At 71.2% G+C, this 6,477-nt stretch carries 6 protein-coding genes and 1 pseudogene; all 7 read right to left on the bottom strand.

Translation table 11 applies throughout. From position 1 onward, the window contains the following. On the bottom strand, window positions 1-229 hold a 229-nt coding region (locus I5E_RS26325; protein WP_261974883.1), incomplete at its 3' end, for a Mur ligase family protein. A gap of 37 nt (window positions 230-266) precedes the next feature. Then, window positions 267-368 (bottom strand): annotated as a pseudogene (locus tag I5E_RS26320) (hypothetical protein); the annotation flags it as partial. A gap of 185 nt (window positions 369-553) precedes the next feature. Further along, window positions 554-2,323, bottom strand: a complete 1,770-nt coding sequence (locus I5E_RS09010) for a peptidoglycan D,D-transpeptidase FtsI family protein (RefSeq protein WP_022906687.1) — start codon at window positions 2,321-2,323, stop codon at window positions 554-556. Between the two features lie 49 nt (window positions 2,324-2,372). After that, entirely contained in the window at window positions 2,373-3,074 is a 702-nt protein-coding gene (locus I5E_RS21495; protein WP_022906686.1) for a hypothetical protein, read from the bottom strand. 1 nt (window position 3,075) lies between these two features. Beyond that, window positions 3,076-4,083: a 16S rRNA (cytosine(1402)-N(4))-methyltransferase RsmH gene (gene rsmH / locus I5E_RS09000; RefSeq protein WP_022906685.1), complete on the bottom strand. Its 1,008-nt coding sequence runs from the start codon at window positions 4,081-4,083 to the stop codon at window positions 3,076-3,078. Between the two features lie 64 nt (window positions 4,084-4,147). After that, window positions 4,148-4,579, bottom strand: coding sequence for a division/cell wall cluster transcriptional repressor MraZ (mraZ, locus tag I5E_RS08995; RefSeq protein WP_022906684.1), 432 nt, complete (start codon window positions 4,577-4,579; stop codon window positions 4,148-4,150). Between the two features lie 1,272 nt (window positions 4,580-5,851). Continuing rightward, a complete protein-coding gene (locus I5E_RS08990) occupies window positions 5,852-6,247 on the bottom strand; it encodes a DUF3040 domain-containing protein (protein WP_022906683.1) in 396 nt (131 codons plus the stop codon). Window positions 6,248-6,477 lie beyond the last annotated feature (230 nt).

Below are 6,477 nucleotides of genomic sequence, written 5' to 3'. Positions count from 1 at the left end.
CTCGCTTCGGCGTGGTGAGCCGGCTCGTGACGCTGAGGGTGCCGATGTGGCGCTCGGCGGTCGAGCTCAGGCCGGTGACGAGACCGAGCTGCTTGAGGATCCCCTCGAGGATGTAGGACGTGCTCGTCTTGCCGTTCGTGCCGGTGACGGCGAAACAGCTGCGGCAGGTCGGTGGCCTCGTCCGGGTGGGTGCGGTAGACCCACGCCGAGACGTCGCCGAGGGCCGCACGGGGGTCGTCCACGACGAGCACGGGGAGACCGGCCGCCTGGGCGTGCTCCACGCCGGCGTCGTCGGTCAGGACGGCCACCGCACCGCGCTCGGCGGCCTCGGCGGAGAACTCCGCGCCGTGGCGGTTCGCACCGTGCACGCCGACGAAGAGGTCACCCGGCTGCACCTCGGCGGCGCTCAGGGTGACACCGGTCGTCTCGACGGCGTCGACCGAGCCGACGACACGCAGACCGAACGCGTTCGCGAGTTCGGCCACGGCCCTCGGGGTCGGGTGTTCGGGTCGGAGGACCGGGGGGATCCGTGCGGACAAGTGCTCCTTCTTCCTCACCACGTGGTCGGGTAGGTCTTCGCCGGCGTCGTGGAGGGGGCTACTCGGTACTTCTCGAGCACCTGGGACATGAGAGTTCGGAACGCCGGAGCCGCTCCGCTGGACCACTTGTTGGTCTGCGGCTTCGTGAACGTCACCGTGACAACATACTGGGGGTCCTCGGCGGGTGCCATTCCGGCCACCGACGTGATGCGCTGTCCGCCGTAGCCCTTGGACCCCTCGGCCACCTCGGCGGTGCCCGTCTTCGCGGCGATGTTGTAGCCGGAGATCGGCTTCATGCCGACGAGGGTGCCACCCGTGACCACGCTCTGCAGCATGTCCGTGACCTGCGTCGCGGCGTTCGCGGACACGACACGCGTCGGCTGCACGTCGGGCGCGTCGATCATGGTGCCGTCGGCGGTCTCGCAACCCTTCACGAAGTGCAGCGGGATCCGGACACCGTCGTTCGCGAGGGTCTGGAAGATGCTCGCGACCTGGATCGCGGTCGTCGAGATGCCCTGCCCGAACATCGAGTTGATGTTCGTCTGCTGGTCCCACTCCGGGCTCGAGCCGTAGTCCATCGACGGCTGCCCCGGGTAGTCGATCGCCGACTCGGGCTCGAACAGGCCGAACTTCTTCATGTAGTCGTACCGCTGCTGGGCGGTCAGGCGCTCACCGAGCTCGGTGATGCCGACGTTCGACGAGTTCTGCAGGATGCCCGTGAGCGTCAGGTTCTCGGTCTGGTGGAACTCGGAGTCGTGGATCGACCCGCCCCAGGGGAACGAGCGCGAGTACGGCACGACCGCTCGGTCGGTCGGGCTCGACTTGCCCTGGTCGATGAGTGCCGCCGCGATCGCGGCCTTGATCGTGGAGCCCGGTTCGTACGTCGCCGTGAGCGCCCGCGATCCGAACGCACCCTTGTCCGTGGTGGCGTCGACGTCGTTCGGGTCGACGGTCGGGTAGTCCGCGACCGCGAGGATCTCCCCCGTCTTCACGCTGGTGACCGTCGCCGTGGCGGACTCGGCCTGCAGCGACTTCGCGGCGGACGCGATGGTCTGGTTGGCCATGTACTGCAGGTCGCTGTCGATCGTGGTCTCGACCGTGCCGCCGTCCTTGGCCTCCTTGGTCGTCACGGTGCTCCCGGGGAGCTGGACGCCGTCGGAACCGCGCTCGTAGGTCTCGGAGCCGTTCGACCCCGCCAGGCACTTGTCGTAGGCGTACTCGAGCCCGGCCTGTGCACCGTCGGTGCCCATGAAGCCGGTGATGTTGCCCGTCGTGGCCGCCGTCGGGTACACCCGCGACGCCTGCTGCTCCTTGTAGATCCACGGGATGCCGAGCGCGGTCACCGCCTCGTAGTGCTTCACGTCGAGGCCCTTGACGAGGTAGGCGAAGTCGGACCGCGGGTTCGCCGCGATGCTCTTCTGCATGGTCGCCACGTCGCCGCCCGAGGCCTTCGCCAGCGCCGTGAGCGCCTGGTCGACCGTGACGTCCTTCACGCGGGTCCCGCCGAGCTTGCCCTCGAACTTCTTCACCAGGCGCGGGGCCGTCGTGATGTTGTAGCGGGTGACGCTGTCGGCGAGCTCGGTCCCGTTGCGGTCGACGATCGACCCGCGGGTCCCGTAGATCGTGACCGGGATGCTCCGCTTCTCCTTCGACAGCTCGTTGAGCGAGGCGGCCTGGACCACCTGGATGTCGACGAGGCGGACCACGAAGACCGCCACGAGGGCGATCACGGCGATCATCACGACGCTGTAGCGCAGTCGACGGTTGCGGATCGTCTTCGTCACGCGGTGCGGTCCTTCCCGGGTGGTGCGGCAGGTTGTCCCGACCCGCAGGTCACCGGGTGGAGGGGGCCTGGAGCTGGTTCGGGTCGGACTCTACGTCGGCGGTGGACGAAGCCCCGGCCGACGCGCTGGCGCCTGTGGTCTTCCCAGCGTCGGCGGCGGTGCTGTCCGTGGCGGCACCAGCGTCCTTGCTCGTCGAGCCGGCTCCGCTGTCCGTGCTCGTCGAGCTGGCCCCGCTCTCCTTGCTCGTCGAGGTGTCACCCGGCTTCGCGGCCAGCGGCACGTCGGCGAGCAGCGAGTTCGGCACCTGGTTCGACGTCGCCGCGGTGGCCGGGTCGGCGACCGCCGGGGTCGGCGTGCCGTAGACACGACCGGTCTTCGGGTCGAGGTACACCGGCGTCGAGTTCGCGATCATCCCGAGCGCCTGGGCGTTGCGGGCGAGGTTCTGCGGCGAGTCGAGCACCCGCAGCTCCTCGGACAGCGACTGCTGGGTGCGGGACAGGTTCGTCTGCTCGGCGCTCAGGGAGTTGAGCGTGTACGCGCCCTGGCTCAGCACCATGCTGATGCCGAGCTGCGCGAGGAGCAGGATGCCGAGGGCGACCACCGCCACCACGGCGTAGGCGATGCGGGGGCGTGCCCGGCGCTGGGCCTTGGTCGGGGTGACCTCGACGAGCTCCGGCCGGTTCTGTCGCGTCGGACGCGGGGCGCGGGACGGGACGACGGCGGGGTCGACGAGTGCGAGGTTCGTGCTCATGTCACTTCCGGATCCGCTCGGCCGCGCGCAGGCGCACGGGGGTTGCTCGTGGGTTGGCGGCGCGTTCGGCCTCGTCGGCCAGCTCGGCGCCCTTGACGACCAGTTCGTACGTCGGCCGGTGTTCGGGCAGTTCGACCGGCAGGCCGGCGGGTGCGCTCGACTTCGTCCGTGCGGTGAGTGCCCGCTTGACGATCCGGTCCTCGAGCGACTGGTACGACTCGACGACGATCCGGCCGCCGACCGCGATGGAGTCGAGGGCCGCCGGGATCGCCCGCTCGAGGACGCTCAGCTCGGCGTTGACCTCGATGCGGAGCGCCTGGAACACCCGCTTCGCCGGGTGTCCCTGTCGCTGGATCGCCACCGGGGTCGCGTCGTGCAGGACCTGGACCAGGTCGCCGGACATCTCGAACGGGGCGCTGGCGCGTCGCTCGACGATGGCGCGGGCGTAGCGTCCGGCGAGCTTCTCCTCGCCGTAGCGCTGGAAGATCCGGCGCAGCTCGCCCTCGTCGTAGGTGGCGAGGACGTCGGCCGCGGTCTGCCCCTCGGTCCGGTCCATCCGCATGTCGAGCGGTGCGTCCTGGCTGTACGCGAAGCCGCGTTCGGCACGGTCGAGCTGCAGCGAGCTGACACCGAGGTCGAACAGCACGCCGTCGACCTGCTCGAAGCCCTCGCCCTCGATCGCCTCGACGATGCCGTCGTAGACGGTGTGCACCAGGCGGACGCGGTCACCGAACCGGGCGAGCCGGTCCCCCGCGATGCCGAGCGCGTCGGTGTCGCGGTCGAGGCCGATGAGCGTCAGCTCCGGGAACCGCTCGAGGAGCCCCTCGGAGTGGCCGCCCATGCCGAGCGTCGCGTCGACCACGACCTTGCCCGGCCCCTCGAGCGCGGGCGTGAAGAGGTCGACGATGCGCTCGAGCATCACCGGGGTGTGCGGGAAGCGCGGTGTGTTGGTCTCGTCCTCGGCCATGTGCAGCCCCTCGTCCTCCGGGCCGCGGGTCCGGATCCCCATCCATGCGACCTGACACCGGGGAAGGGGTGTCAGGGATGCACGGCTGGGAGTCCCGATCCACGGATCAGAAGATCCCCGGGATCACCTCCTCGTCGTTGTCGGCGAAGCCCTCTTCGACTTCGGCGTAGTAGGCCTCCCACGCGGGGGTCGACCAGATCTCGGCGCGGTCACCGGAGCCGATGACCGTCAGGTCCCGCTCGAGCCCCGCGTACTCGCGGAGGTTCTGCGGGATGGTGACGCGGTTCTGCTTGTCGGGCTGTTCCGCGCTCGCTCCGGAGAGGAACAGGCGCATGTAGTCCCGGGTGCGCTTCGAGGTCATCGGTGCGGTGCGGATCCGCTCGTGCAGCTGCTCGAACGTGTCCGCGCTGAAGACGACGACGCAGCGCTCCTGCCCGCGGGTCATCACGAGACCCCCGGACAGTTCGTCCCGGAACTTGGCGGGGAGGATCACGCGACCCTTCTCGTCGAGCTTCGGGGCATGGGTACCGAGCAGCACGTCGGGCCTCCCCTCCGCTCCACCGGACCGTTGTGTGCCCCACTTTACTCCACTCCCCTCCCCACGGGGCGGATTTCATTCCCGAAGTCGCCCGTCAGCCCCGTTCTGGGGGCGGATCTCGTCGTCAATCGGGCAATTCCGGCCCGTACTGCCGCGGAACGGCGGGGCTGTGGAGCGGAGTGGAGCGTGTGGAGGGAAGTGGAGGACTTTCGCAGCTCCGTAGGCACGACGGCGGCGTGCCGAGGCGCCCCCGGCAGGGCCGTCCCGGCGGGCGGTCGCCGCAGCCAGGACGGCGGGACCCGGGCGGCGGGTCGACTCCGTCGCCGCGCTGGTCGCACGACGCGCCGTCCGCCGATCGCCCGGGTCGCACGACGTGCCGTCCGTCGATCGCCCGGGTCGCACGACGTGCCGTCCGTCGATCGCCCGGGTCGCACGACGTGCCGCCGCCGGCCGCTCCCGGCGACACTTCTCGCGACCAGGGCCCGCGCGCCGGCGCGCGCATGCCCGCCCCGCCGTCACTTTGCGAGACCAGCCCGCCCGACGACCGGTCCGCTCGCGCTCGACCTCACGCGCGGGCTGCCCAGTTCCCGAGCGGGCGGAACACGCCGCGCGCTCGCTGCCGAGCGGGCGGAATCGGCCGCCCAGGCTCGCCGAGCGGGACGGACATCGCCCGCTCGCGGGGGCGCGAGTACAGCAGCACCCGTCGGGGCCGGGAGGCGCGGTGCGGGGCCGACCCGCGCCTCCCGTCCGCAGCAGCGCACGATCATCCGCCCAGCGGGCGGGACGCGCCGCGCGCTCCCCGCCGAGCGGGCAGGACACGCCGCGCGCTCCCCGCCGAGCGGGCGGGACGCGCCGCGCGCTCCCCGCCGAGCGGGCCGGACACGCCGCGCGCTCCCCAGCGAGCGGGCGGAATCGGCCGCCCAAGCTCGCCGAGCGGGACGGACATCGCCCACTCGCGGGAGCGCGGGGTACAGCTGCACCCATCGGGGACGGGAGGCGCGGTGCGAGGCCGACCCGCACCTCCCGTCCGACAGCCGCGCACGATCACCCGCCGAGCGGGCAGGACACGCCGCGCGTTGCCCGCCGAGCGGGCGGATTCGGCCGCTCAGGGCCGCCGAGCGGGACGTATTTCGCCCGCTCGCGGGTCGCGGACTCGCCCGCTCGCGGGGCGCGGGGGCCCGGACTCGCGGGGCGCGGGGCGCGGGGCGCCCGGGCGCACGACAACGGGGTCGGCCCCGAAGGACCGACCCCGTGGAGGAGTGTGGAGGGCGCCTAGCCCTGGTTGTCGTTCCGCTTGTCCCAGCGCTCGTTCATGCGGTCCATGAAGGACCCGCCGCCACCCTGGCTCGGCCGAGCGGACCCGCCCGACGACGGCTTGCCGGCCCGAGGCGTCTTCGCCTTGGGCGCTCGCATGCCGGGACGCAGCGCGAAGAGGACTCCGGCCAGCATCACGACGAAGCCGAGGATCCCGATGAGCGGCTGGCGCATGACCAACCCGACGATGACGATCGCGACACCCGCGAGGGCGCCGAGCACCCCGAGCGTGATCGACGTGTAGGTCGGACGACCCTGGCGACGCGTGACGCGCGCGACGAAGTCGGAGTCATTCTGGTAGAGGCTCCGCTCCATCTCTTCGAGGAGTCGCTGCTCTTGCTCCGAGAGTGGCATCTGTGTTCCCTCTGTTCCTGGGATCGACGCGTGGTTGAGGTGGACCGAGTCTACGACTCGACCGCTCCACTAGGGTAGGGAGTGTGGCTGAGAGTACGCGATTAGTGGACCTCGTGTCGGCGCGGATCGATCGAGCGCTGGACGACCAACGGGAACGGCTCGCAGCGATCAGTCCGGACCTCGCTCCGTTCGACCGTTACGCGCGCGATCTGCTGTCCGGGGGCAAGCGG

Source organism: Curtobacterium sp. B18 (assembly GCF_000333375.1).
Classification (GTDB): Bacteria; Actinomycetota; Actinomycetes; order Actinomycetales; family Microbacteriaceae; genus Curtobacterium.
This window is presented reverse-complemented; position numbering and strand designations above follow the sequence as displayed.